At 65.8% G+C, this 25,526-nt stretch carries 17 protein-coding genes; 12 read left to right on the top strand and 5 right to left on the bottom strand.

All coding sequences use genetic code 11. The annotated features are described in order from the left end of the window. The first annotated feature begins 28 nt into the window (after positions 1 to 28). The 5 genes from QX073_RS25240 to asnB all read left to right on the top strand — a co-directional run bounded on the left by QX073_RS25240 (position 29) and on the right by asnB (position 7,109). Positions 29 to 1,528 carry a lipopolysaccharide biosynthesis protein gene (locus tag QX073_RS25240; RefSeq protein ID WP_315752497.1) on the top strand — a complete coding sequence of 500 codons (1,500 nt, stop codon included), beginning with the start codon at positions 29 to 31 and terminating at the stop codon, positions 1,526 to 1,528. A 101-nt stretch (positions 1,529 to 1,629) separates the two neighbouring features. Next, the gene (locus QX073_RS25235; RefSeq protein WP_316200840.1) at positions 1,630 to 2,970 is read left to right on the top strand and encodes a glycosyltransferase family 4 protein; all 1,341 of its coding nucleotides are present in this window, start codon (positions 1,630 to 1,632) and stop codon (positions 2,968 to 2,970) included. After that, the gene (locus QX073_RS25230) at positions 2,970 to 4,028 is read left to right on the top strand and encodes a Gfo/Idh/MocA family oxidoreductase (RefSeq protein ID WP_316226562.1); all 1,059 of its coding nucleotides are present in this window, start codon (positions 2,970 to 2,972) and stop codon (positions 4,026 to 4,028) included. Before QX073_RS25235 ends, QX073_RS25230 begins: the two co-directional genes overlap by 1 nt. After that, a complete protein-coding gene (locus QX073_RS25225) occupies positions 4,025 to 5,056 on the top strand; it encodes an NAD(P)-dependent oxidoreductase (RefSeq protein WP_315827758.1) in 1,032 nt (343 codons plus the stop codon). The genes QX073_RS25230 and QX073_RS25225 overlap by 4 nt, the downstream gene beginning before the upstream one ends. A gap of 112 nt (positions 5,057 to 5,168) precedes the next feature. Then, on the top strand, positions 5,169 to 7,109 hold the full coding sequence (asnB, locus tag QX073_RS25220; RefSeq protein WP_316226561.1) for an asparagine synthase (glutamine-hydrolyzing): 1,941 nt from the start codon (positions 5,169 to 5,171) through the stop codon (positions 7,107 to 7,109). A 46-nt stretch (positions 7,110 to 7,155) separates the two neighbouring features. On the opposite strand, the gene QX073_RS25215 is transcribed toward asnB, so the two are convergent. The 3 genes from QX073_RS25215 to QX073_RS25205 form a co-directional block, all read right to left on the bottom strand. After that, complete coding sequence (locus tag QX073_RS25215) at positions 7,156 to 7,932, bottom strand: SDR family NAD(P)-dependent oxidoreductase (protein WP_315717401.1); 777 nt, start codon at positions 7,930 to 7,932, stop codon at positions 7,156 to 7,158. A gap of 207 nt (positions 7,933 to 8,139) precedes the next feature. Then, entirely contained in the window at positions 8,140 to 9,411 is a 1,272-nt protein-coding gene (locus tag QX073_RS25210) for an acyltransferase (protein WP_315827760.1), read from the bottom strand. Between the two features lie 76 nt (positions 9,412 to 9,487). Next, positions 9,488 to 10,438 (bottom strand): glycosyltransferase, encoded by a 951-nt coding sequence (locus QX073_RS25205; RefSeq protein WP_315717403.1) that lies wholly within the window; start codon positions 10,436 to 10,438, stop codon positions 9,488 to 9,490. Positions 10,439 to 10,619: 181 nt separating this feature from the next. Between QX073_RS25205 and QX073_RS25200 the strand changes: the two genes are divergently transcribed. Next, positions 10,620 to 12,671 (top strand): glycosyl hydrolase family 28-related protein, encoded by a 2,052-nt coding sequence (locus QX073_RS25200; protein WP_316226560.1) that lies wholly within the window; start codon positions 10,620 to 10,622, stop codon positions 12,669 to 12,671. A gap of 30 nt (positions 12,672 to 12,701) precedes the next feature. Here the strand turns inward: QX073_RS25200 and QX073_RS25195 are convergent, their stop codons facing one another. Then, positions 12,702 to 14,243, bottom strand: coding sequence for an O-antigen ligase family protein (locus QX073_RS25195; RefSeq protein WP_315827762.1), 1,542 nt, complete (start codon positions 14,241 to 14,243; stop codon positions 12,702 to 12,704). A 144-nt stretch (positions 14,244 to 14,387) separates the two neighbouring features. Here QX073_RS25195 and QX073_RS25190 point away from each other — a divergent pair, with 144 nt between their 5' ends. The 3 genes from QX073_RS25190 (at position 14,388) to QX073_RS25180 (ending at position 17,179) form a co-directional block, all read left to right on the top strand. Then, entirely contained in the window at positions 14,388 to 15,596 is a 1,209-nt protein-coding gene (locus QX073_RS25190) for a WecB/TagA/CpsF family glycosyltransferase (RefSeq protein WP_315752503.1), read from the top strand. Between the two features lie 168 nt (positions 15,597 to 15,764). Further along, on the top strand, positions 15,765 to 16,799 hold the full coding sequence (gene opgC, locus QX073_RS25185; protein ID WP_316226559.1) for an OpgC domain-containing protein: 1,035 nt from the start codon (positions 15,765 to 15,767) through the stop codon (positions 16,797 to 16,799). A 119-nt stretch (positions 16,800 to 16,918) separates the two neighbouring features. Next, a complete protein-coding gene (locus QX073_RS25180) occupies positions 16,919 to 17,179 on the top strand; it encodes a hypothetical protein (protein WP_315827765.1) in 261 nt (86 codons plus the stop codon). Positions 17,180 to 17,245: 66 nt separating this feature from the next. On the opposite strand, the gene QX073_RS25175 is transcribed toward QX073_RS25180, so the two are convergent. Further along, the gene (locus tag QX073_RS25175; protein ID WP_316170932.1) at positions 17,246 to 19,525 is read right to left on the bottom strand and encodes a polysaccharide biosynthesis tyrosine autokinase; all 2,280 of its coding nucleotides are present in this window, start codon (positions 19,523 to 19,525) and stop codon (positions 17,246 to 17,248) included. Between the two features lie 414 nt (positions 19,526 to 19,939). On the opposite strand from QX073_RS25175, the gene QX073_RS25170 reads away from it, so the two are divergent. The 3 genes from QX073_RS25170 to QX073_RS25160 all read left to right on the top strand — a co-directional run bounded on the left by QX073_RS25170 (position 19,940) and on the right by QX073_RS25160 (position 25,518). After that, positions 19,940 to 20,662 carry a response regulator transcription factor gene (locus QX073_RS25170; RefSeq protein WP_315752505.1) on the top strand — a complete coding sequence of 241 codons (723 nt, stop codon included), beginning with the start codon at positions 19,940 to 19,942 and terminating at the stop codon, positions 20,660 to 20,662. Positions 20,663 to 20,664: 2 nt separating this feature from the next. After that, on the top strand, positions 20,665 to 22,041 hold the full coding sequence (locus tag QX073_RS25165) for an ATP-binding protein (RefSeq protein WP_316226558.1): 1,377 nt from the start codon (positions 20,665 to 20,667) through the stop codon (positions 22,039 to 22,041). Positions 22,042 to 22,398: 357 nt separating this feature from the next. After that, entirely contained in the window at positions 22,399 to 25,518 is a 3,120-nt protein-coding gene (locus tag QX073_RS25160) for an NAD(P)-binding protein (RefSeq protein WP_316226557.1), read from the top strand. The last annotated feature ends 8 nt before the right edge of the window (positions 25,519 to 25,526 follow it).

Below are 25,526 nucleotides of genomic sequence, written 5' to 3'. Positions count from 1 at the left end.
TACGATGATTGAAAGCGATTGAACGGAAATGTCGGAAGCCGTCGCCGCCTATTTCGAGGAACATCGGGAGTCGAGCGATCTCGGACGCCGCGCGCTGCGCGGCGGCCTGATTTCCATCGTCATCCAATACGGCAATTCCGTGCTTCAGATCGGAGCGGCCATCGTTCTGGCCCGGCTGCTTGCGCCGGAGGATTTCGGACTCGTCGCCATCGTCACCGTGCTGACGAGCTTCGCGCCGCTGCTGATCGACTTCGGCCTGCTCGATGCCACCGCCCAGCGCAGCAGGATCACTCCGGCCCAGGTCAGCGGTCTGTTCTGGGTCAGCACCGGCATCGGCGTTGCGGTGGCGATCGTCGTCGCGGCATCCAGCCCACTGATTGCCTGGATCTACGGTGATCCGCGACTGGAGCCGATCGCGCTCTGCGTCGCGATCACCTTCGTGCTGTCCGGGCTGACCAACCAGCACATGGCGCTGCTCCGGCGCACGCTGCAGTTCGGCCGCATCGGCCGGATCCAGCTGTTCGGCACGCTGGCAGGGACGGTTGCCGCCGTCGCCATGGCGTTCGAGGGCTACGGCTATTGGGCGCTGGTCATTCGCCCCGTCGTGACATCGATTTGCGTCGTGGTCGCCGCGTGGTCGGCCTGCCGTTGGCGGCCCAGCGCGCCGGTGTTCGACGCCGAGGTGCGATCGATGGTGCGTTTTGGCCTCCACGTCGTCGGATTCACGGTGGCCTACACGTTGTCGCGGGCGGTGGACCGGATCGCGCTCGGTCTGCTCTACCGGCCCGATCAGGTCGGGTACTACCAGAATGCGATGAACCTGTACGACAACTCGATCTATGCGGCGCTCAATCAGACGCATGCGGTGGGAAGCTCGGCGCTGAGCAAGTTCCAGGCAAATCCGGCCGCGCTTCGGCAGAAGTATGAGGCGGCACTGTCGATCCTGGCCTTCTTCCTGATGCCGGCGGCGGCGATCCTCTCCGTCACGGCGGAGGACCTCACCGTCGTGCTGTTGGGGCAGAAGTGGCAGGCTGCGGGAGCGCTGCTCAGCATCATCGCGCTGCGCGGCATTTCGCACGTCGTCGAGGGCTCGCAGGGCTGGCTGCATCTGTCGCTCGGGAGGGCGGACCGCTGGCAGACCTGGGGCATCATCTCTCTGGTCGCGCAGGTCGTCGCGGTGCTGGCCGGGCTGCCGTTTGGTCCGGTCGGCGTGGCCTGGGGCGTCGTGGCCGGATACTCGCTGATCGCTTTGCCGTCGGTGATGTATGCCGGACGTCCGATCGGGATCGGTGCCGAGCTCGTGGTCCGGGCCGTCGGAGCGCAGACCATCGGCGCCGTCGCAACCGCAGCGACCGGCTGGTGGCTGCAAGCGACGTTCCTCGGAGCCTATCCCGCGCTCGTGCGCATGATCCTGTCCGGCTGCTTCTGCGGCTGTCTCTATCTCGCGATCGTTGTCGGCGTGTTCCGGGTCCGCGAGCCGCTCAGGATCGCAGGTACGATCGTCCGGGACTTCATCGGCAAGCGTTGAGAGGGAGCGAAAGGAGCCCGGAACCCCGCCCTCGTGCCGCGATTAACTATCGCAATCGTTAAATGTCACATATAAAATATCCCGTGATTTAAATGTTTTAAATGGTCATGACCAGCGACAACCACCCAGGCTTGGATGTGATGGAGGCGGAGCCTGCGCCGTCGGCGCAGCGCGACCCCGAATGGTCCGCGTCCGGTTTCGCCGATCGCCGGCGGCTCAGCATCCTCAGCGTCTCGCACATGCCGGCGAGCCCGCCGCGGTTCGGGGCACAGGCGCGCATGCACGGGCTGATGACCCAGCTCGCGCGCCGCCACGACCTCACGGCGGTGATGATGGTCGATGACGCCTTCGACATCGAGGAGTGCCGGCGGGCCATGCAGGCCTATTGCCGCGACGTGGTGCTGGTGCCGAACCCTTACGGCCGTGACGGTCTTGCGAAGCGGCTGCTGCAACTGCGCTCGCTGGTCTCGGTGCGGAGCTTCGACCGGCTGCGCGTGGCCCTGCCGGAATTGCAGCGGGTGCTGGATCGGGTGCTGCGGACCACGCGGTTCGACGTCGTCAATCTCGAATTTCCCTATCTGGGCCACTGCCTGTTCCGTCAGGCGCCGGCTGGCGCGACGCCGCCGCGGCTGATCATCGACTCGCATGAGATCGCCTACGATCTGGCGCGGCAGTTCGCCGCCACCGGCGCGAGCCTGGGCCGCCGGCTCTACGCCGGTGCGAACTGGCGCAAGCTGCGCCGCGAGGAGATCGCGGCCTATCGAAAAGCCGATGGCGTCTATCTCTGCAGCGCGGACGACGAGAAGCGTCTGCATGACGACATTCCGAACGCCCGCACTGCGGTCATCCCCAACGCCGCCGATGTCGAGTTCTACCAGCCGCGCAGCACCGATCCCGCGCCCGATGGCCGTACGCTGGTCTATTTCGGCCTGCTGTCGACGGTGCCCAACATCGATGCGGTCACGCATTTCGTACACGACATCTGGCCTCGTATCGCCGCCCGGCACCCGGATGCGCGCTGCAAGATCATCGGCGGCCGGCCGCCGCCGGCGTTGACGGCGCTGGCCGGGCCGCGGATCGAACTGACCGGCTTCGTGCCGGACCTGCGGCCGCACCTCGCCGCGGCAGCGGCGGTGATCGTCCCGCTGCGGCTCGGTGGCGGCACGCGGCTGAAGATCGTCGAGGCCATGGCGATGGGCAAGGCGATCGTCTCGACCAGCCTGGGTGCCGAGGGCATCGAGGCGATGCCCGGACGCGACATCCTCATCGCAGACGAGCCCGACGCCTTTGCAGATGCGGTCAACGGGCTGCTCGCCGAGCCCGATCTTGCGGTGCGGATCGGCGGCGCGGCGCGGCAGGTCGCGGTCGAGAAATATGCCTGGAGCGCGGCCGCACAGGCGCTCGAAGACTTCTATTGCGAAATCCTGGAGACCCGTTCGTGATGAAGGCCGTGCTCATCGGGGCAGGGCAGATCGCCCGCCAGCATCTCGCCTGCCTCAACACCTTGCCGGGCGTTCAACTGGCCGGCATCTGCGACCTGTCGCCGGCAACGGCGGAGGCCGCGGCCGAGCGTTACGCGATCCCGTCCTGGTTCACCGATCATCGCACGATGCTGCAGACGGTGCGGCCCGATGTGGTGCACGTGACGACGCCACCGACCTCGCATTTTCGACTCGCGATGGACGCGCTCGAGGCCGGCGCGCATGTGATCGTCGAGAAGCCCGCGACCTCGACCTTCGACGAGCTGCAGACCCTGACCTTGCGCGCCAAGCAGACCGGCCGCCATGTCGTCGAGGACTACAACTACGTCTTCAACCGGGCGCCGCAGGAGATACTCCGTCGCATCGAGACCGGCGAGTTCGGTGCCGTGACCCACGTCGACGTGCTGATCTGCCTCGACATCCTCGGCCCCGACGGCTTTGCCGATCCGAATTCGCCGCATCCGGCGCTCAAATTGGCGGGTGGTGCGATCGCCGACTTCCTGCCGCATCTCGCCTCGCTGTCGCATGCCTTCGTCGGCCCACACCGCAAGGCGGAGACGGTCTGGAGCAAGCGCAAGGCCTCGCCGCTGCCGTTCGACGAGTTTCGCTGTGTGGTCGAGGCCGAGCGCGGCACGGCGACGCTCGGCTTCAGCGCGAGCGCGCAGCCCGATGCGTTCTGGCTGCGGGTCTATGGCGAGCGGATGCAGGCGATCGCCAATCTGTTCGAAACGCGGTTGACCTTCGATGGCCCGCGCAACGTGCCGAAGCCGCTGCGCCCGTTCTTCAGCGGACTGGAGGAGGGCCGCGACATCCGCCGCGCGGCGCTTTCGACCTTGCTGCGCAAGTTCAAGGGCCCAGGCGCCTATGAGGGGCTGTGGGAGTGCCTGGCGCGCACCTATCAGGCGCTCGGCTCGGGAACGGCCTTGCCGATCACGATCGAGGACGTCCTGGCCGTCAATCGGATGGTCGAAGCGATGAAGCCGACGGAGCAGGCGGACATGAGGAAGCTGGCGATATGAAAGCCCTGGTCACTGGCGCCAACGGGTTTCTCGGCCGGCATGTCGTCGATGCGCTGCTGGCCCGCGGCATCGAGGTTCGCGCCATGGTGCGTCCGGCGACGCGCGTTGACGCCCTTGGCTGGCCGTCGTCGGTCGACATCGTCAGGGCCGACCTGCGCACCTCGCGCGACCTTGCTCGCGCGTTCGAGAATGTGGATGTGCTGATCCATCTGGCGGCCGTGGTCGCCGGCGGCGAGGACGCGCAATTCGCCGGCACGGTAGGCGGCACCGAGCGGCTGCTCGAGGCGATGGCAGGCAGCGCCTGTCGCAGGCTCGTGCTGTGCAGCAGCTTCTCGGTCTACGACTACACTGCGACCCGCGACGTCCTCGACGAAAGCGCGCCGCTGCAGCAGACGCCCGACGTCTACACCCGTGGCGGCTACACCGTCGCCAAATGGTGGCAGGAGCGGGTGACGCGCCGCTACGTCGAGAAGAACGGCTGGGATCTCACCGTGCTGCGTCCCGGCTTCATCTGGGGACGCGGCCACGGCTATCTCGCCGCGCTCGGCCAGCAGATCGGACGCCACCACGTCGTCATCGGGCCGCTGACCCGCATCCCCATGACCCATGTCGAGAACTGCGCCGACGTCTTCGCGCTGGCGGCGACGGATTCGCGGGCGATCGGCCAGACGCTGAACATCGTCGACGGTCCCGGCGAGCGGGTCTGGACTTATCTGTCGGACTACATGCGCGGCACCGGCGAGCGCGGCCTCCGGTTGCCCATCCCGCATTGGCTCGCCAGCAGCATCGTACGGCTGGCGTTTGCGACCGTGTTCAGGCGGGCGACCAAAGTGCCGGCGATCCTGACGCCCAAGAAGTTCGACGCGATGCTCAAGCCGCTGCGCTTCGACAACCGCAAGCTGAGGGAGACGCTTGGCTGGACGCCGCCGCTCGACTACGAACAATGCCTGGCGCGGACCTACGGTCCGCTGCCGGCTTCGGCGCCAGCGCCGGCGTCCTGGTCGTCCGGAACGGCTGCTTCCATTTGAGGGCCGAGATGGTCCTGCGATGCCCGAGGTCTGGTCGCACGCGATCTCGCGCGCGAGGCCGTTCCGTGTCGTCGGTCGTTTTGACGTCGCGCGTCTCAAACGGAATGTTCTGATGTGTGGCATCGCTGGGATCATCGGACGGGTTGACGACCACAACCGCGCAGCGCTGCGGCGGATGAACGATGCCATGCTCCATCGCGGTCCGGATGCCGGGGGAGTCTGGACCTCGCCCGCGGACGAGCGTGGCTGGGGCGCGCTGCTGGCGCACCGCCGGCTCGCGATCCTCGATCTGTCGCCCGCCGGTGTGCAGCCGATGACCGATCCGGTCACCGGGCATGTCATCGTCTTCAACGGCGAGATCTACAATTTTGCCGACCTGCGGCAGCGCCTCGTCGCCGGCGGCCAGCAGTTCAGCTCGACCGGCGATACGGCGGTGATGCTGCGCGCGCTCGGCCTGCATGGGCCGGAGGCGGTGGCGTGGTTGCGCGGCATGTTCGCGTTCGCCTGCTGGGATCCGAAGGAGCGCCGGCTGCTGCTGGCGCGCGATCCCCTCGGTATCAAGCCGCTGTACGTCGCCCGCGCGTCGAAACCCGACGCGGGCTGGTCGGTGGCCTTCGCATCCGAGCTGCGTGCTCTCCTGGCATCCGGCCTTCTGGGCAGGGCCCAGCTCGATCCGCAGGCCGTCGCCAGCGGCGTCTGGAACGGTTTCGTGGTCGGTCCCGGCACGGCGGTGAAGGGCGTCGAACTGCTGCCTCCAGGCCATCTCACGACGTTCGACGGCGTCGGCAACATCATCCGCGATGAGGATTTCTGGTCGATCCCGGAGCGGGCTCCGGACCCGACGATGGACGAGGATCATCTTGCCGAGATCCTCGAGGAGGGGCTGAGGCTGCATCTCGCCAGCGACGTGCCGCTCGCAGTGTTTCTCTCGGGCGGCATCGATTCCTCGGTCATGGCCAATCTGGCGCAGCGCGCGGCCACGGGTCCGATCCACACCTTCACGCTTGCTTTCGAGGAGCAGGAGCTGAACGAGGGGCCGATCGCGCGCCAGATCGCCGCCGCCATCGGCACCGAGCATCACGAGGTGGTGCTGACGGAGCAGCACTTCGTCGACAACCTCGATGCCGCGCTCGACAGCCTGGACCAGCCGACCTTCGACGGCCTGAACTCATACTTCATGTCGCACGCCATCCGCGGCGCAGGCTTCACGGTGGCACTGTCGGGGACCGGCGGCGACGAGCTGTTCGGCGGCTATACGTCGTTTCGCGACCTGCCGATCCTGCAGCGATGGTCGGAGCGCACGGCCTGGGTGCCGGCCGGCGTCAAAGCCGCTGCGGCGAAGCTGGCCGCGCAGATGCTGTCGCCGTCGCGCGGCACGGTGGCGCCGCAGACACGCTGGGCCAAGCTCCCGGAGATGATTCGACGCGGCGACGATCTTCTGGCGCTCTACCAGATGGCCTATGCGCTGTTCCTGCCCGGTTTTCAGCGCGAGCTGCTCGCGCCTGATCTCGTCGATACGCTGACAGATGGGCTGCCGGCCGCGATGAGAGCGAAGATCACCGCGGAGACGCGCGCGCGCACTCCGCTGTCGGCGATCAGCGTCATGGAGCAGCGCCTGTTTCTCGGCGAGCGCCTGCTGCGCGACAATGACGTGGCGAGCATGGCGGCCTCGCTGGAGCAGCGGGTGCCGCTGGTCGATCAGGTGCTGTTCGAAAGCGTCGACCGGCTGCCCGATGCGACGCGCTACGCGCCGCTGCGAAGCAAGGCGATGCTCAGGCGGATCGGCCTGCGTGGCCTCGATCCGTCGCTGTTCGACCGGCCGAAGAGCGGCTTCGTGCTGCCGCTCGATCGCTGGATTCGGCGCGGCCTGCAGGATGCAATGGACCGGACCCTGCGGGACCCGCAGGCCGTTGCGCCGGTGGGGCTGGACCCCACGGCCGTGGAGCGCCTCTGGCGCGCCTTCCTCGATGGGGCGCCGGGGATCTATTGGTCGCGCATATGGTCGATCTACGTGTTCGTGCGTTGGTGCCACCGTCATCGCGTCTTCCGCTGACGCGCGATCGACATCACGAGAATCGGCCGCATCGAGGCGCGCGTGCTCAGGCCTCCGGCATGACGACTCCGCCGCACACCGGCACGCGAACGCCGGTCACGAAACCGGCGAGGTCCGAGGCCAGAAACGCGATCATGTTGGCGACGTCCTGATCGTAGCCGCGCCGTCCGAGCGGCACGGACCGCTCGTAGAGCGGCTGCACCTCGTCACGGTCACGACGGTCCTTGTCGGAGACGACCCAGCCCGGGGCGACCTGATTGACCGTGATGCCATGCGGTCCGAGCTCCCGCGCCAGGGACCGCAGCATGCCGTCCATGGCGCATTTGGCCGCCGTGTAGGGCGCGCGGTTGGGCAAGGCCAGGCTCGTCATCTCCGTGCCGAGAGAAATCAGGCGTCCCCATTTTCGCTCGATCATCGGGCCGGAAAACACCCGCGCGGTCGCCCAGGCCTGCAGGACCGAGGAGCGAAACACCTTGTCGAACTGGTCGGGCGTCTGCTCGACGACGGGGCGTTCGTCGTACCATGTCACCGCATTGTTCACGACGATGTCGACAGGGCCGAGCACACCCTCGGTGACGCGGCGCATGGCCTGCACATCCTCGAGCTCGGCAACGTCACCCGAAATGGTGCAGGCGTGCTGCGGCTGGAGCTCGTTCAGCTCCTCGCACAGCCTCTCCGCAGCAGCGCGCGCCGTCAGATAATGGATGGCGACCTTTGCACCACAGGCCGCCAGTGTCCGGGCGATCGGGCGGCCGAGCTCTCCCGCCGCTCCCGTGACCAGCGCGACCTTGCCCGAGAGATTGATCTGGAGCGGGGACCTCAACGGTCGCAGTGCCGGATCGTCCGGCAGGGGACCGAGCGTATGTCGTCGAATTCGTCGTGCAACTGCGCTCGCGATCCGCATCCACCCGTCCCCGAAAGTATTCATTGGTCGGGGTCGCAGTATTAAATGCGGGACTAATTATTTAAACTGCACAATTTGACGCATTTGTGCAGCAGGCGATGGAGCGGTGAAGGGGTGCCGATGCGCTCAGGATGCGCGCGGCGTCGGACTCTCGGCGAGACGGTTGCCGAGCCGCCAGTCTGCGCCGGACGCGTCCTGCGCTGCTCTCGCAGCAGGCGCCGGCCTGAACTTGCGCCGGAGCTGTCTGAAATACGGCTCGATGAAGCGCTCGATCGCCGCCGCGTAGATGACGGAGATCAGGAGCGCGAGCGGAAACAGGAGGTAGGGCTTGGCAGCGATCGCGGGCAGGTTCCTGTCGATCGTCCGGATCACGACGTTGTGGATCAGATAGATCGCATAGGAATAGGTGCCGAGCGTCATCACCCAGGAGCGGTTGAGATGACGAAACAGCGGCGCGTCGGCGAAGCGGACTGCGAAGTAGAACAACGGCATCAGCGCCAGCCCCTGAAGGCTGTAGCGGGCGGTCTCCCGGAACACCGCATCACGGTAGACCAGCGAAGCCAGCAGCGCCGCCGCGGCGACGGCCAGCAGCGCCCATTGCGCCGCCGACATCCGCCCCGAGGCAGAGCGCTGCCGCACCGGGTTCATGACCAGCGCCAGAATGCAGCCATAGGCGATCGAGTCGATGCGGGTGTCCGAGGCGTAATAGGTGCGGTCGGAGAAGAACCCAGGGGCATGCACGAGATGGATGCGCCAGGCGAGGACGCCGAGGCAGACGAGCCCGAGCAGCGCGCCGATGGTGCGCGGCCGCAGCGCCGATCCGAGCAGCAGCGTCATCAGCAGGGGATAGACGATGTAGAAGTGCTCCTCGACCGCGAGCGACCAGAGAATGCCGGTGCCGTCGGGCACCGTGTTGCCGGGATCGAAGAACAGACCGTAATAGTTGGCGAAATACAGCACCTGGGCCGCCAGGCCCTTGACGGTCATTCCGCCGTCCAGCAGGCCGGCGGCGGTGAGGCCGTAGGCGATCGCCAACGACAGCAGCAGAGGCGGCATCAGCCGGAACACGCGCCGCGCATAGAAGCTGGGAACGTCGAGCGCGCCGGTGCGCTGATGCTCGGCCAGCATCAGCGTGGAGATCAGGAAGCCGCTCAGGAAGAAGAAGATGGTGACGCCGAAGCCGCCGGGGACCATGGCCTGAAGCCCGGAATGGCCCAGGACCACGATCAGCACCGACAGCGCGCGGATGCCGTCGAGTGATGGAATGAGCGGGGATGCGCTGCCATGGGCGTTCGTGCTGCGGGACGCTGCCGGCGCGGTCGCCTCGCCGCCAGGCGCCGTTATCGGCGGCACGGCGGAAGCGGCACGAAAGCGGCTGAGCTCGAGAATCTTGGCCATGTTGTCCAGACGGGGTCGGAGAAACACGTAGCTTCGTCGTCGTCGTGTCAATGCCGCGGCGATCGGCCGCCGAGCGTCATCGCGTGTCGGCCGCGGCGTGGCTGGCGCGCCAGAGTTGGGCCCGCTCCGCGTTGATCCGGGCCGTGGCGGCGCGCTTGCCCAGGCGCAGGCAGGCATGCTGATAGGCGCGGAGGAAGCGGCGGAATTCGAGATCGTCGTAGCGCGGCAGGCCCGTCAGCCAGCTCCGGAAATAGCCCCACAGCATCGCGGTGCTGCCGATCAGGGCGGGATAGGCCGGCAGGTGATAGACCGCCACCGCGAGCTGATACAGCGGCGACGTTCCCATGAAGTACTGGCCGAAACCCTTGCGCAGCCGTCCGGTCCAGATGCCCTTGTGACTGGCGCCCTGCGGCCGCAAATGGATGAAGCGCAGCGCTTCGGTGTCGATGCTCTCGGCGATCCAGCCGAGCATGCGGCAGCGGTGGCAGTCGATGCCGTCCCACATGACCTGGCGCACGAAGCCGCCGATCTCCTGGAAGCAGGCGACGCGGTAGAACTTGGTCATCCCGACCGACATCTCGTCGCCGCAGACCTCCGGCTCCAAGGCGCCGGTCTGCGGGTGGACGAACCACGGCTTGCCCGAGGTGGTCCCGACCCGCGGATCGCTCTCCATCCGCTCCATCAGCAGCTCGAAGTAGCGCGCGGGCAGATCGAGGTCCATGTCGAGCTTGCAGAGATAGTCGAAATCCTCCAGCCGCACGCTCTCCAGGCCGGCATAGAATGCCTCGATCACGCCGGGTCCGACCTTGCGTCCGCCGCGGTCGGCGCGGCGGATCACGCGCAGATAGGGCAGGCGCTGGGCGTACTCGTCGAGAATGGCCGGGGTGTCATCGGTCGATCCGTCATCCACCACGATCCACAGCGCCGGCGGCACCGATTGCGCAGCGACGCTGTCGAGAGTCCGGCGGAGATATTGGGCCTCGTCCCGGCAGGGCGAGATGAGCAGGTAGCGGCGCGATGGCGTCACGTATCAAATCCCTTGCCGAAGGCGGAAGATTGGGACGAAGCTCTGCCGAGCAGGGCGTCGCCGGCCGCCTTTCAATAAATTAAATCGTGAATTAATATTATGTCATGGCGCGTGTCAAAGTCATGGTGTTTTTAAATCGGCGCCCGTTTTGGCTGTGTGACCGGTCCTGCGAGAGGTTCCCATGGATGACATCGGCCTCGTGATCCCCGGCTGCACCCAGGCTTCGTTCCGGCCGGTCGCGCGCGTGACGCGCCGGATCGACGCCGCCTGCATCCGGGCGCTGTTCACGGCAGCGCTTGCCCTGCTGTTCCTTCGCGGCGTTGCCGCGGCCGCCGAGCCGACCGCGTCCACCGGGCCGTCACTGGCCGGCAATCTGCTGCCGGTGGAGCGTCTCGCCGCCTGGAATCCCGGGCTGATGTCAGCCGGCGGTATTCCGAACCGGACCATCATTTACCGCACGCTGTCTCCGAGTGGGAGAGACGACAGCAGCGCGATTCAGGCTGCCTTGACCGCTGCACCCGCCGGCCAGGTGGTGATGCTCGGCCCCGGGACGTTCATCGTCAACGAGCCGCTCCTGATCAGCCGGCCAGTGACGCTGCGCGGCGCCGGCGCAGGCGCGACCAGGCTGGTGAAAACCAACGGTGCGCGGGCACGAACGCCGGTCGTGATTGCCGGCACCAAGGGAATCCTGACGCCGGTCGACCCGAGCTCGTACAGCTACGACGCCAAGCCTGTCATCATCGTCGGACCTTCGCGCTGGAACAATGGCCCCGACAGCAGCGCGTCGCAGGACCTGTTGGCGGACGGCGATCAGGGGACGTCGACCGTCGCCCTCGCCAGTGCCGCGGCCTTGAAGCCGGGCGATTTCGTTCTGCTCGACGAGGTCTCAGGCGCATCGTGGCAGGCGACGCCGGCGGGTTTTCCAGCGGGAGCGAAGGTCTGGCAAGGCGACCGCGTCGCCTGGAACATGCACTATCCGGTTCAGCCGGGCGACGACAATGCCGGTGCCAATGCCGGAGGTCCCTATGACCAGGCTCCCGGCGTGTTGCCGAAGTCGATGTCGTGGTTTGCCCGGACCGACCGGGCGACCGCCGAGATCAAGGAGATCGCCTCGGTGACCGGCAGCACGGTGACATTCACCTCGCCGCTCACGATCAGCTATCGCCGGGATCACCAAGCGCAGCTCACGCCTTATAGCACCGACCCGAACAGCGGTCGCCACGCCGCCAACAATCGCGACATCCACGTTGCCAAGGTGGGCGTCGAAGATCTGAGCATCGTCGGCGGGGCGGACGGCGCGTTGCGGTTCGAAGCCGCTGCTTATTCCTGGGCCAGATCCGTCGAGGTGACGCAATGGCTCGGCGAGGGCGTGGCGATCGACAATTCGTTCCGGGTCGAGCTCCGCGACTCCTACATCCACGCCGGCTCGTGGCCGCAGCCGGGCGGCGCCGGATACGCGATCAGCCTGGCGACGGGCTCCTCGGAGGTCCTGATCGAGAACAACATCCTCGTCGACGTCTGCAAGAACATGGTGTTCCGGTCGTCCGGCGCCGGCAGCGTCGTCGGCTACAATTATGCCGACGACTCGTTCGATTTCGACAATCCCGGCTGGGTCGAGGTCGGCATCAACGCGTCGCACATGGCCGGCGCCCATCACGTCCTGTTCGAAGGCAATCTGTCCCACAATGCCGACAGCGACTACACCCATGGCAACGCGATCTATCTGACCTTCTTCCGCAACCATCTCACCGGCCAACGCCAGCGCTTCGTCGATCGTTCGGGCGTTCGAGCCGTCGGTCTCGCCTATGGCTCGTGGTGGGATTCGTTCGCCGGCAATGTGCTGGGCCAACCTGGACGCATGAGCGGTTGGAGCTACGACGATCCATCGATGCGGGCCGGAACGGCGGTTTGGGGGCAGGGCGGTGTCGGCAACGTCTGGGTGCTTGGCTACGACCCGGAGCGATGGACCATGGCGCCTGATCCGAAGACGCTGGCCACGGTGATCCGCGGCGGCAATTTCGACTATCTCACCGGCAAGGTGGTCTGGACGGACGCTCTCGCGGCGCAGCCGCTGCCGGCGTCGCTGTATCTGAGAGCCAAGCCCGGCTTTTTCGGCAGTCATCCGTGGCCCTGGGTGGACCCAACCGGGGATACCAAGCTGCATACGTTACCGGCCAAGGCGAGATTCGATGCGGGCGCGCCATTCGCGGCGGCGCCGGGATCAACGCAATAGCGCTGGCGTGACGCTTCAACGGGCCTCCCGTCAGGTGCGGACGCCGAGCCGTGGCCGCCAAGCCGGCCGTGTACGGCTCCAACGAGCCGACCGCCTGTTCGCCGGCTGAGCGGCGGGCATGCTCTGTTGCGACCTCCGCCAGTATCGCGCGGCCTCGACCGTGACGAGCACGAATACCACCCAGGTCACGTCGAACGCGCGCAGCCACAGGGTTTCGAGCAGGTTATAGAGCATGACGAACAGCGCGACGGACAGCAGGATCCACGCCCGCTTGTAGTCGTGCTTCATCACGCGGCCGATGACGTGAACGGTGGCCGCCAGAAACACGAGGAGAAAGGCAAATCCGACATAGCCAAGTTCCAGCATCGCATCGTAGTAGCCGTTGTGGGAGTTCGGCATGGCCTTCACCCAGCCGGGTGCATCGGTGATGCTTGGTGCGTCGGCACCGACCAGCCAGAAGCTCTGATAGCCCCATCCCAGGAGCGGCCTCTTCGCGATCTCCAAGTTAGAGAAGGCCCATATGGTGGTTCGGCCGGTGAAGCTGGAATCACCCGTCAGCAGATAGGCGATGCGGCTGGTCGTGAAGCCCGCGAGCTCGCCGACCACGAAGTAGCCGAGGATGATCGCCACCAGGATCAGAAGCGGTGCAACCCGCAGCGTTCTCGCAAGCGCCAGCGTCAGGATGGCCAGGATCGGGGCGACCAGAGCGAGGCCGAGCGCGGTCTTCGAGCTCGAGAAGAAGATCAGGACGATGGCACCGACGGCAACGACGATCCCGAGCGCGCGGCGCGTTCCGGGATAGAGCAACTCGTGAACCGAGAGCAGGAACGCAATGGCGGCAAACTCGCCCAGCAGGTTCTTGCCCGAGAAGTAGCCCTGGTAACCGATGTCGACCAGCGCGTTGCCGTACTGCGCGTAGGTCGCGTAGCCGCCGGGGATCAGCAGAACATTGAGGATCACCCCTGCTGCAAAGCAGAGGAACACGCCGCGCAGGATGTCGGCGCTCGGCCTCGATAGCAGGGCGGGCAGCACGATGGCGGTGAGGACCATCGCTTCCTGGACGAAACGGACGAAGGCGAATTCGGGTTTGAATGCCCACGCGATGCTGGCGCCGGCCAATCCAAAATAGACGCAGAGACTGATGATGTTGGGCGCAGCGGCAAGCCGCTCGCCGCGGGCGAGGCGTTGCATCGCAACGACGATGGCGATGGCCGCGAGGACAGGCCAGAAGATCCGGTTCTCGATCCGGCTCTCGAGCAGGCCCTGGAGCCCGGGCGATGGCGGGAAGCCAAAATAGATCAGCGGCTGAATGAGGGACGAGTAGGCGAAGGCGAGGACCGGAATCAGCGCACAGACATCGAACGTCCCCGCGGAGGCGCGCGGCCCGGCCGACATCGACGTCGTCGCTGAAATTCTCGGCATCGATCTCACCCGGATATTCGAACGGCGTGGCCCCGGCAGCCGCCGGGAATACCGTCCGTGAACATTATCCGGAGATGCAATTAAATAAAAGGACTTCGACGTGCGCCGGGAAGGTATTGCTGCAGCCGCGCCGCAAATCTGCCCTGGCATTTACAAATAAACCGTATTAAATAAATGGTATGATTTAAAATTAAATAGTGGCTTTTGGGTCGCACGTTATTCGGTCGGGGAGGTGCGGCAGGGATCCGCAACCCGGAATCCTCGTGCGGCGGGCAGATTGAGGGAGAGCGGCGGATGCTGACCACGCATGAATTGCAGGAGCCGGGATCCCCCCTTTATCGCGTGGGGCGCTCCGGGGCGGGTCGCGATCGGCCGGAGGTCGATGCTGCCGCCCTGGCCGACGCCGCGATTCCCGACGACCTCGCGCGCGACGTCTATTGCGTCCTCGGAATACCGGTCGATGCCATCGGCATGCGCGGCGTACTGCGCCGCATCCGCGACGCTGCCCGACGCAGGACCCGGCTTCTCATCTCGACTCCCAATCTCAACTTCCTGGTCGCCAGCCAGTCGAACAGGAGCTTCAGGGAGTCGCTGATCCTGAGCGATCTTTGCACGGTGGACGGCATGCCGGTGGTCTGGATCGCTAGGCTGCTTGGGATTCCGATCAAGAGCCGGACGGCCGGCGCCGATATCTTCGACGCGCTGAAGTCGGAGGCCGCGCCGGCAAACGCGCTGAAGCTCTTTCTTTTCGGTGGCCCGGAGGGGGCCGCCGAACGGGCCGCCCGGACGCTGAACGGCCAGTCGGCGGGATTGCAGTGCGTGGGCTGGTTGAACCCCGGCTATTTGTCGGCCGAGGAGTTGAGCCGGGATCACATCATCGACGAGATCAATGCCAGCGGGGCGGACTTCCTGGTTGCCTCGCTCAGCAGCGTGAAGGGACAATCATGGCTGCAGCGCAATCATGAGTGCCTCGAGATTCCAGTTCGCGCCCACCTCGGCGCCGCGCTCAACTTCCAGGCCGGCACGGTGAAGCGCGCACCGGCGATCCTGCGCCAATCAGGCTTCGAGTGGCTGTGGCGCATCAAGGAGGAGCCCTATCTCTGGCGCCGCTATTGGAACGATGGCACGGCGATGCTCGGCCTCATGCTCACCCACGTGTTGCCGTTCGTGGTGTGGACCTGGTGGATGCGCCGCACGCATGAGCGGGGTGAGGCGCTGACCATCACGCAGGACTATGGGACGCGCGCGGTCACGCTCAGCCTGTCGGGGCCCGCCGATGCGCGTCACGTAGACCGGGCCATTCCGGTGTTCCGCGCCGCTTCGGCGTCCCGCAAGCCGGTCACGATCGATTTCTCGAACGTCTGCGCCATGGATGCGCGCTTCCTCGGATTGCTGCTGATGCTGAGGAAGCAATTGGAAGCCCAGGGCTGTACCGCGACCTTCGTGGGCGTTTCGCCGCTGATGGCCCGCATCTTCCGCTTCGGCGGTCTGGACCAGCAATGAGAGGGGGAGGCCTGTCATCGGTCGCATCACGGCTTCAGCAGTCGGTGGTTCGATGATCGCCGCCGCGACGCTTGCCCGCGTTGCGAAGGATTGCCTGAGCCGTCAGTCCGACCGGCGCCCATCGGCTGACCGTCGCCCATGGAGCGACGTGTATTCGGAGATTGAGCGGTGAGCGCAGCAGGCCAGAAGAGGCGCGAGCTTCTGATCGACTTCTATCGAAGCTGCGCGATGTTGTTCGTATTCTATCATCACACGGCCAACGTCTTTCCGGACTCCGTCGATCTGTTCACGAAATTCAACCCCTTCGCCGAACTGTTCGTCGTGATCTCGGGGTTCATGGTCGGGTACGTCTATCTGCACAAGGAGAGGCACGGAGAGCTCCTCGCCCGCGGCTTGAAGGTGCTCGCCGCCTATTTCGTCATCTCGGTGCCGGTCGCGGTCGGCATGGCTGTTCTGGGGAACAAGCGAGAGCCGGTGGGGCAGGCGATTTTCGACGTGCTGACGTTTCAGTCCGAGCCGACCGCCATCACAATCCTCAAGTTCTACGGGCTGATGTTCCTGCTGCTGCCGGTGATCCTGCCGATGTTCAAGCGCGGCAGGCTCCTGGTGCTCGCGTCGTCGGCTGCGATCTTCGTGGCCTCCACCTGGTTCAGCAACACGAGCACGGCAGCCAAGCTCGAGAGTCCCGCCATCATTCTGTTGCTGTTCTCGCTCCAGGCGCAGATGTTCTTCGTGATCGGTATCTGGCTCGGAGATCTCCATCGGTCCAACCGCTTGATCGGACCCGCGTTCTATACGGCGCTGGCGGGGATCTTCACCTTCGGGCTGCTGCTCGATTACAGCCTCGGCTTTCCCAGCAACGGCGAAAAATACCCCTATCGGTTCGACAAGCTCCTCAACCTGCTTTGGACATTGCCGCTGCTGTTGGCGCTGCTGTGGGCGGTGTTCGCGCGCACCCGGCGATCGCCGGCGGTCGCGCTCATCCTCAACGTCGGCCAGAATTCGCTGATCGCGTTCCTCGGGTCGGAGGTGGTGCGGCAATCGGTCAAGCTCGCGCTCCTCCTGGGCGGCGTCCACCCGCAGGTTTACGGCCAGACCGTGATGGGCCTGTTCGATGTCGTCCTGGTCACCGCGGTGCTTTGGCTCTACCGGGCGCACTGGCTGAACCGCCAGACAATGCTGCACCCGCTCAGCGGGCCGTAGCCGCATCTTTCGCCTGAAAGTGTTGCCCTGATGCGCTTGTTCGAATCCTCCCGGGCGGCTTAGCTCATCGCTAACCAATGGCCGCTAGCCTCTCGAAACGCCCGAGGAGGCATGAACTGATGTGGGTGATCGCGCTTCATTTTACAGCCGGGGTGGTTGCCGGGACGATGTTCACGGTTCGCACGCTGCTGGCGCTCGCCGCGATCGTCTTCATGGAGTGCATCGCGGCGTCGATCATCAGCGGGCTGCCGGCCGCGCTCTATGCCGGCGCCGGTCTGATTGCAGTCCAGGTGGGCTATCTCTCGGGCGTCTATGTCCGCAGCGCTCTGGAGCGTGCCGGCATCGCCCATCCCTCCATTCGCCCCGAGCACCAGCGCTGACCGTCGATCGATTTCCGTTGCCGGCCGCGGCCTATGGCGCGCACCGGCCGGCGCGCGCTGATCGACCTACTCGGCCATCACGCTCCCGTAACGGGCGTAATATTTGTGGTTGTAGTAGTCGCCGAAATGATTGGCGTAGCGCTTCAGCGCCTTCATGTTCGTCTTGTTGAGCACGACGCCGAACAGAGCATCGTAGACGTTGGGTGCCGTGTTCAGCGCGTGCTCGACCACCTCGGCCGGCGTGCGCCCCCATTCCACGACGAGGACGAAGCTGTCGAGCAGCGCGGAGATGGCGCGCGCGTCGACAACGGGAGCGAGCGGCGGAAGATCGACGATGACGTAGTCATAGGCTGCCCGCAGCTGCTCGAACAGCTTGCGCATCTGCTCGTTGCCGAGGATGTCACTGGTGTCGCGCTGCGTGGCACCCGTTCCCGGCAGGAAATCCAGGCGCGTCAGCGGGTCGGTCCAGACTGCGTCTGCGAGCTGGCATCCTCCCAGGACGATGTCGGCGATCCCAGTGCTGGCATCGGGGGCCAGCATGGCGGAAAGCGACGGATTCCTGAGGTCGCAATCGACCACGATCACACGCTTGCCTGAATTTGCGATGAGCTGAGCCAGCGACGCGGCGATGATCGACTTGCCTTCGTTGGGCAGGGCGGACGTCAGTCCGAAGACCTTCCGCGACGTCGGGCTTGGATCCTGGTCGATGGCGACTTTCAACGAGCGGATGGATTCGGCGAAGCGCGATGTGGGCATGGCGGATGCGGCCCAGCAGGTCCCGGGGCCTCTCGTCACCATTCGCGGGCTGGAATCGGGTTCGACCTTGGAAACGGCGTTGACCGTCGCTTTCTTGGTGAACCGGTCGACCTCGCCTCGTTTGAGCAGAGGGACGACCGAGAGGCAGGGCAGGCGCAGGCGATCCTCGACCTGGTCGGTCGTCCGAAAGCTGCGGTCCTTGACTTCTGCGAGCAGGCCGAGGCCGCCGCCGAGCGCCAGGCCCCCGAACAGGCCGAGCGCCATCAGCACGATGGACTTTGGCTTGATCTTCTTCTTCGGCGGCGTGGCCGCTGAGATCACCCGCGCCTTCGCAATCGGGAAGGAGCCCTGCTGGACTGAGCCCATGTAGCGCTGAAGAAAGGTGTCGTAGAGCGTGCGATAGCTCTTGGCGCTGGTCTCCAGCTCGCGGAGGCTGAGCTCGGCCGCCCTGGTATCCTGCGACCGGACAACGGCCTGTGCCAGCTGCTTCTCGATCTCCTGCTGCTGCTGCTTGGACTCCTCGTAATCGTGCTTGGCGACGTCGGCAAGGCGCCGCACCTCGTCGACGATGGCCTGGCGGATGCTCTTCATCGTCGCGCGAATATTGACGACCGCGATATGATCCTTGCCATATTTGGCGGAATACTCGTACTCGCGCTTGGCGTTATCGAGGTATTGCTGACGCAAGCTGTTGATGATGAGCGTGCTGTTCGAATTGCTCAAGGAGAGACCGTCGGGCGGATTGACATTGCCGCTGAGCTCTGCCGGGGAGAAGTCGGAGACCGCGGCTACGCGGTCGATCGTCATATCGGCACTGCTCGTCGCGAGCATGTCGTCGAACCGATTGAGCCGGGTCATCAGCGAGGCGGTACGCGTGCGCACTGCCACCAGACGGTTGGTGAGCTCGGTGACCTGCTGCTGGTCCATGAACCTGCCGTCGGCCGAGACGATGTTGTACCGGCTTTTCAGCTCGTTCACGGAACGTTCGGTCGCGGTCGCGTCGTTGCCGAGATCCTGCAGGCGGTCGTGAAGCCAGGCGGTGATTGTGCGGTGCTCGTTCGCGTCCGCCTTCAACTGCTGATCGAAATACTCCTTGACGATGGCGTTGGCGATCATCGCCGCCCGATTGGGGTCGCTGGCGCTGAAATCGACCTCGACGACCGTGCTCGTGCCAATTCTGAAGGCGTTCATTCTGCGCTGGAATTCGTCGAGGAGATCGTCCATCGAGGGCGCGTTCGGCTGCGGCGCCGAACCCACGAGGCGGCGAACCGCATCAACCGCACCATGCAGCGGGCTGGCTTTGCCGTTGAAGTCGGGATCGTCCGCCAGATTGAGCTTGTCGATGACCGCTGTCGCGATCGACTTCGATTTGAGAATCTCGATCTGCGATTCCATGTCGAGCGGCGGCTCGTCCTGAACGGGCGGTTGCGGCTGGACGACTGCGGCCTTCGAGGTGGTGCCCAGCATGATCTTGACGTCGGCCGAGTAGGTGGGCGGCAGGATTTTCAGCAGGGCGAAGCTCGCCAGGAGCGAAAGCACGGTGGTGATCGCAATCACCAGATAGTGCCGGCGCAGGAATCCCAGCGCCATGTCGAACGGTCCGGGTCCGCTACGTTCCCAACCTTGCTCCTGTGGGGAGGGGTAGGTAACCGTGCTCGCGTTGGGATTGTGCAGCATGTTTGTGGGGCTTTTCAGTTGCGCTTCGGACGTCAGAGCCGCCCGGTTTGCCTGCGAGAACGAGGATCTTGTTTTATAACCATTAAATGATCTGGGAGTGCCGCGCGATTTAATTTATATTAAATCTGATTTTGCTCAGCAAGTGGCTCTGCAAAATTAAATGTCGCCGGCGTGCAGGACATGCCTTGCGCCTGCGGCGGCCTTCTCGGCCGGCCAATGCCGGCGCCGCGGTCGGCCGCATACCGGTATTTGGCTGCCGCGTAACGGCTTGTAACAGTCGCTCCCGGCCCATTGCCAAGCTACGGGTTTTGGGCATCAGTCCTGGCGATGAGCATGCCTGCGGCCACGCTTTTGATGGTGGAGGACGACCCGGAGATCAGCCGGCTCGTCAGCGATTTCATGCGCCGGGAAGGGTTCGAGATCGAGGTCGCCGCCACGGCGCCGGCGATGGATGCCGTGCTGCGGCGGCTGCGGCCCGATCTCATCATTCTCGACCTGATGCTGCCGGGAGAGGACGGGCTTTCGATCTGCCGCCGGCTGCGGCAGAGCGACGACATTCCCATCCTGATGCTGTCGGCCAAGAGCGACGAGATCGATCGCGTGGTCGGGCTGGAGCTCGGCGCCGATGATTACATGGTCAAGCCGTTCGGGCCGCGCGAGCTATTGGCCCGCGTTCGGGCGCTGCTGCGGCGCACCCAGGCGAGCCCACCGCGTGACGCGAGCCGGCGTTTCGGTTTCGACCGGTTCGTACTCGACGTCGATGCCCGCAGCATCGAGATCGTGGATGCGCAGGCCGCGCCGATCCAGCTGACCTCGGCGGAGTTCGACCTGCTCGCCTGCTTCGTGCAGCGGCCACGGCGGGTGTTGAGCCGCGACCAGATCCTGGACTGGACGCGCGGCCGCTCCGCCGAGCCGTTCGACCGCACCGTCGACATGCTGATCTCGCGGCTGCGGCGCAAGCTCGATGCCGCAAGCCCGGGAACGAACCTGATCACCACCGTCCGCAACGGCGGATACCTGTTCACGGCGACGGTGAGGCCGGTGGCGTGATGATGCGGCTGACGCTTGCGATGCGTATCGGCCTCATCGTCATCATTGGTCTGCTCGCGATCTGGATCGTCACCCTGGCGCGATTCTACCGCGCCCGGACCGCGGACCTCGAAGGCGCGACGCCGCCGCCGACGCGGCTGGCCGCGCTCGCCGAACTGATCGAACGAACACCCGGGGCTGAGCGGGGCAGGGTCGTCGATGCCGTGTCCTCTGACCGCTTCGAGGTCCGGCTGGTCGGACCCGACGCGGCGGTCCGCCTTCCGCGCACCGAGCCCGCGCCGGTCCGGTCCGGATTGCGCGACGCCTATGCCGGTGCGCTCGGTGCGCGCCCGCTGACAATCACCTTCGTGCCGGAGCCGGAGGGACGGTGGTTGCCCAGGCTCGCGCGGACGCCGCAGAATGCCCTGGAGTTTCGCATTGGCCTGAACGGCGGCGATGTTCTCGTCGTGGACTCGCGCGCGTCGCTGGTGCTGACCCAGCAGGGGCTGCCGATCGGCTTCGGCGCGGGCCTGTTCGGTACGCTGGTCGCGCTGTTTGCGCTCCTGATCATGCAGCGTGAGACGCGGCCGCTGGCGCGCTTGGCGGCCGCCGTCGACCGGGTCGACCCCGGCGGGGCGGCGGTGCCGCTGCCGGACGTTCGCCGCAATGCGCCCGAGGTTCGCGCCGTGGTGACGGCGTTCGGGCGACTGCAGGACCGGCTTGCCGATCTGATGCAGGCGCGCATGGCGCTGGTCGGCGGCATTGCTCACGACGTTCGCACCTTTGCCACGCGGCTGCGGCTGCGCGTCGACCAGATCCCGGATGACGCCGAGCGGCAGCGCGCCGTGATCGATATCTCCGACATGATCCGCCTGCTCGACGACGCGCTGCTTGCGAGCCGGGCGGGTGCCGGCGAACTGCCGCAGGAGCTCGTTGCCTTCGACGAACTGGTGCGCGCGGAGGTCGAGGATCGCCGCGCGCATCAGGCGCGGGTGCGCTTCGACCATGCAGGCGACGGGCGCGAGCAGCTGATGCTGGGCGACCGCGTCGCGCTGCGTCGTATCGTCGCCAACATCATCGACAACGCGCTCAAATATGGCGAGGCGGCGCATGTCTCGCTGCAACGCCAGCCGGAGCACGCCGTGCTGACGGTCGACGACGAAGGGCCGGGGATTCCCCGCGACCAGCGCAAGGCCATGCTGGAGCCGTTCACGCGCCTGGACACGTCGCGCAATCGCGGCACCGGCGGAGCCGGGCTCGGACTGGCGGTGGTGCGGACGCTGGTGGAGGCCCATCGCGGCAGCATCGCGATCACCGACGCGCCGCGCGGCGCCCGCATCGTCGTGCGGCTGCCGCTGTTTCTCGACGGGCCCGGCGACGTGCATTCCGATCTGACGTGATCGACGGCAGCGTCGCGATCGGGGCGCTGTCTTTAAGCGGTGGCAGCCTGTCCTTCTTCTCGTAAAAGTTGAGACGACGACGTAGCCGGTGGGAACGATGCGGCGGCCTCGTCTTCGCCTGACGCGATGTCGACGATGCGCCCGCTTGATGATCGCGTGGAGATTGTGATAGGTATTCGATGCATCCTCATTGCATCGCCACGCGGATTGAACTGGGCGTGGCGCCGATTTTGTAAACCCATAGTACCGAATGTCATTCAACCGCACGGGCCGCGCGGATCGCGGACCCGTGCGCCGATGGACGACGTCGTTCCGGCTCGCCCGGGCGAGAACGTCCGAGGTCAGGGGATCATCGACATGGCAGCAACAAAGACCCGCGTGGCGATATTGGGCGGCGGCATCGGCGCGTTGAGCGCGGCCTTCGCCTTGAGCGAGATCGATCCGCGCGGCGAGCGCTACGAGATCACTCTCTATCAGCTCGGTTGGCGTCTCGGGGGCAAGACCGCCAGCGGACGCAACGCCAAGCAGGGCCAGCGCATCGAGGAGCACGGACTGCATATCTGGGCCGGCTTCTACGAGAATGCCTTCACCATCCTGCGTGCCGCGCTGAAGGCACTCGATGCACCGCCGAACGATCCGATCAGGACGATCGATGACGCGTTCAAGCGGCAGAACGAGATCTTCTACGCCGAGTATACCGACGGACAATGGCTGCCCTGGCCGTTCTGGTTTCAGCCGGATGTCGATGAATCGGTCTATCCCGGCAGGGATAGCCTGTGGGCGCCCGCCGACAACATCGTGCCACCGCTCTCGACCCTGCTGCTGCGGACCATCGCGAGCATCATCTTCAACCTGAACTACTATCTCGAGGACTGGCCAGGCGACCAGAATGCCGAGCTGGCGAAGGCGATCGCCGCCATGCCCGCCGAGCGGCGGGCCCGGCTGGCGGCCGTCTCGCCTGATGGCAAGGGCCATCCGCTGCTGCTGCTGGCCCACCGCGTCGGCGAGAAGCTGCACAGTGACGTCGAAGCGATGCGCCGCGATGCCCAGGGCGACATGGCGGCGCTGCTCCATGCGTTCCGCGGCATCGTCAAGGAGCACCAGACGATCGACGGCCTCGAGGAAGGCCTGCGCCGGCTGTTGATCCTCGCCAATCTCGGCATCTGCATGCTGCTCGGCATCATCGAGAACGACTGCCTGACGGACGGGCTGGAGGTTCTCGACAGATACGAATTCCGCAGCTTTCTGGCGCAGCAGGATGAAGAGGCCGCCAACAACGCCATCGTGACCGCTCTCTACGAATACATCTTCGCCTTTCGCAACGGCTCCCGCGAGCCGTCGCAGCAGCAGGTGTCGGCCTGCTCGGCCGTTCAGGGACTGCTGCGGCTGTTCTTCACCTACAAGGGGGCGTTCTTCTATAAATCCGTCGTCGGAATGGGGGATACGATCTGCACGCCGATCTACCAGCTCCTGGCGCGGCGCGGCGTGAACTTCAAGTTCTTTCACAAGGTCACGAGTCTCGAGCCGACCAAGGACGGTAGCAACATCGCGACCATCCACATCGACAAGCAGGTCGAGTTCGTCGATGGCAGATATGATCCGCTGGTCCTGGTGAAGGACTACTGGTGCTGGCCGTCCGAGCCCAAATGGCAGGAGATCGAGAACGGCGAGTACTACGCGCTGAAGGGCTACAATTTCGAGAACGCCTATGGTCCCCCCAACCCGCCGCAGCCGCCCCCGGCGGCCCGGCTCAGCCTGCAGCTCGGCGAGGATTTCGACCAGGTGGTCCTCGGCATCTCGGTCGGCGCGCTCGATGAGATCTGCCGGCCATTGATGCAGCAGAAGCCGGCCTGGGCCGACATGGTTGGCAATCTCCCCACCGTGCGCACGATGGCGCTGCAACTCTGGCTCGACTGCGCGGTCGGAGATCTCGGAGGTCCCTATGTGGCGCCTGGACCGTCGCTCGAGACGATGGGACCGATCGTCACCACCTGCAAGCCGCCGCTCGACACCTATTCCGACATGTCGCAATTGCTGCCGGCCGAGGACTGGCCGGCGCCGGGGCCACGTTCGATCGCTTATTACTGCGCCATCATGAGTGACGACAGCGCGCCGAACGACGAGCAGCTTGCCGCGGACTATGTGAAGAACGCATCCAAGGACTGGATGACGTCCTGGCTCGATACGCTGTGGACCAACATCGGCAGCGGCAGCACGTTCCGCTGGGATCTCCTGCACGCGCCGAGCGACATCAGCGGATCGGCGCGGCTCGACTTCCAGTTCTGGCGTGCCAACATCAATCCGAGCGAGCGCTATGTGCTGAGCCTGCCGGGCACGCTGCGGCATCGCATGGAGCCCGGCAAGTCCGGCTACGACAATCTCTTCCTCGCCGGCGACTGGACCCGTGTGCCCGAGATCAACGCCGGATGCGTGGAGGTCGCGGCGATGTCCGGCCTTGCCGCCGCCTCGGCGCTGTCCGGCGTCTACATTCCGATCGTCTCGACCAGCCCCGAGCCGTACATCACCAACGCCTACGTCAACTACGCCGGATGGATCACGCTTCCGCCAGCGCCCTATATCTGCAACGACTCCACCTTTTACGGCTTCGCCGTGCCGGCCGACCTCGGCGCCTGCCAGCGATTCCTCGACCGCTCCTTCAACCGCGTCGCGGGCCGCGACCAGTTCCGCGTGATGCTGGACATGGCCTTCGTCAACGTCATCCAGGTGCGCAAGAGCCAGGCGGCCACGCCGCCCTTCGCGGAGCAGGGCACGATGTCCGAGACCGATGTCGGGCTGTGGCTCCTGGTCGGCAGCTATGAGCGCGGCGCGGTGCTGCCGAAAACGATCGGCTTCGTGCCGGCCTATCTGTTCGTCGACAATGCCTGGTCGGTCGTTGCGGGGCAGGAGGTCTGGGGCTTTCCCAAATATCACGCGACGATCGCCCAGCCCGCCAGCGCGCCATCGAACGATGCGTTCGACGTCTCGGGACTGGCGATTGCCAGCTACGGGCCGGAGGCCCAGGCCTCCCAGCAGCGCATCATCCGAATCGAAGGCACGGCGGGATCGACCCCGACCGCGGCGGCCTCTCCGGCGGATGCATTCCGGCAGCTCTGTGCCGGGGCCGACCAAGAGCGAATGAAGCAGCTCACGACCGGGCCGGGCATGGCGTCGTTCCTGGGCGGCGTCTGGGGCCTGCCGATCCCCGTGTTCTATCTCAAGCAGGCGCGGTCGGCGGACAGTCTCACCGCGGCGAGCTACAAGACGCTGTTGAACGGCGCGCTTGACCTGACGGGGCTGCGCAGCTGGCAATTGCAGTCGGGCAACTGGTCGATCGAGATGAGCGCGCTCGATAGCCTGCCGTTCATTCGCGATCTCGGGCTCGGCACGCCCGTCGACGGCAAGCTCGTGCTGACCGCGACCACGCGCATCTGGGCCGAGATCGATTTCACCGTCGCCAGGGCCAGCCCCGTGGCCTGAGCAGGTCG

Origin of the sequence: Bradyrhizobium sp. SZCCHNS3052, assembly GCF_032484495.1 — a bacterium.
Lineage (GTDB): Bacteria > Pseudomonadota > Alphaproteobacteria > Rhizobiales > Xanthobacteraceae > Bradyrhizobium.
Note: the sequence above shows the minus strand (reverse complement) of the source record. Positions and strands in the feature narration are given on the sequence as shown.